Annotated in this window: 1 protein-coding gene; it reads right to left on the reverse strand. The window is 67.7% G+C overall.

Annotated elements, in window-relative coordinates; all coding sequences use genetic code 11:
* Positions 1–1,895, reverse strand: a 1,895-nt coding sequence (locus ACFV2X_RS55555; RefSeq protein WP_385631962.1) for a beta-ketoacyl synthase N-terminal-like domain-containing protein, incomplete at both ends; no start/stop codon positions are given.

A 1,895-nucleotide genomic window follows, 5' to 3' on the forward strand; every position in this document is an offset into this window, starting at 1 on the left:
CCCCTCCACCGCGTCGATCTCCGGGGCCGTCAGGCTTGCGGCGGCCAGCGCCTGCCGGATCACCCGCTGCTGCGACGGACCATTCGGCGCCGTCAGACCATTGCTCGCCCCGTCCTGATTCACCGCGCTGCCCCGCACCACCGCCAACACCCGATGCCCCAACCGCCGCGCATCCGACAACCGCTCCACCAACAAGATGCCCAGGCCCTCGCCCCAGCCGGTTCCATCAGCGGTGGAGGAGAAGGCGCGGCACCGGCCGTCTGTGGACAGGCCCCGCTGTCGCGCGAACTCGACGAAAGTGGTCGGGGTGGACATGACGGTGACCCCGCCGGCCAGGGCCATCGAGCACTCCCCTGACCGGAGTGCCTGGCTGGCCAGATGCAGGGCGACCAGGGACGACGAGCACGCCGTGTCCACGGTGACGGCGGGACCCTCCAAGCCCAGGGTGTAAGCGATTCGGCCCGATGCGATGCTGCTCGAGCTGCCGGTGAGGACGTAGCCCTCGACGGATTCCGGTGAACGCTCCAGGTGGATCGCGTAGTCCTGGGCGTTGATGCCGGTGAAGACACCAACAGGACTACCTTGCAGCGAGCGTGGGTCGATGTGGGCTCGCTCCAGAGCCTCCCAGCTGGTCTCCAGCAAAAGCCGCTGCTGGGGGTCCATGGCCAGGGCCTCGCGGGGACTGATGTCGAAGAACGCGGGGTCGAACTCCGCCGCGTCGTACAAGAAGCCGCCCTGCTGGGTATAACAGGTGCCCTTGTGCGCGGGGTCAGGGTGGAAGATTCCCGCAAGATCCCAGCCGCGGTTTGTCGGGAAGTCCGTGATCGCGTCGCGTTCCATGAGGACGAGATCCCAGAACTCCTCGGGCGTACTCACGCCGCCCGGGAACCGGCACGCCATGCCGATAATCGCGATGGAGTCGTCGGCTTCGGCAGCGGGACTGGATGGTGCTGCGCTCGCTGGGCCGGATTGCTCACCCACCAATTCGGTTTGCAGATACTGGGCGAGCTTGGTCGGCGTCGGGTGGTCGAAGATGAGGCTGGTGGGGAGACGGAGCCCGGCGAGGGCGGTCAGCCGGTTGCGGGTCTCGACGGCGGCGAGGGAATCGAGTCCCAGTTCCTTGAAGGGGCGGTCGGAGGGCACCGCGTCGACGTCGCTGTGTCCGAGGACCGCGGCCACCTGAGCCCGTACGAGTTGGAGAAGCACCTCCCGCTGCTCGCCCGGGTTTCGGTCGGCCAGTTGCCGGTGCAGGGCCGTCTCGGAATCCTGATCCATCGCCTGCCGGGTACGTTCCCTCTGGGCCTCGGGAATGTCCTGAGTGAGCGGAACGGATTCGCCGCTGGGGCTGAGATTGACGGCGAAGGCACCCCAGTCGATGTCGGCGATGATGTGGTGGGCTTGGCCCGGGGTAGCGATGGCCTGCGAAAGCGCGGTGAGCGCCGGTTCCGTGGGCATGGGGAGCAGACCTCGGCGTGCCAGGTGCCCGGTGATTTCGGCGTTGGCCAGGCCGCCCTGTTCCCACAGTCCCCAGGCGATGGAGGTGGCGGGGAGTCCTTGGGCGCGACGGTGCTGGGCCAGGGCGTCGAGGTAGGCGTTGGCGGCCGCGTAGTTGGCCTGCCCAGGGCTGCCGAAGGTGGCAGCCGTGGAAGAGATCAGAACAAAGGCATCGAGGTCCAGATGCCGAGTGAGGCTGTGCAGCTGGTGGGCGGCGTGGGCCTTGGGGCCAAGAACGGTCGACAGGCGATCGTGAGTCTGAGCGGTCAGTGTGGCGTCGTCGAGGACTCCTGCGGTGTGGATGACGGTGGTGAGGGGGTGGGTTGGGGGGATGGTGTTGAGGAGGTTGGTGAGTTGGTTGGGGTTGGTGGTGTCGCAGGTGGTGATGGTGGTGGTGGCGC

Origin of the sequence: Streptomyces sp. NPDC059679, assembly GCF_042734105.1 — a bacterium.
Lineage (GTDB): Bacteria > Actinomycetota > Actinomycetes > Streptomycetales > Streptomycetaceae > Streptomyces.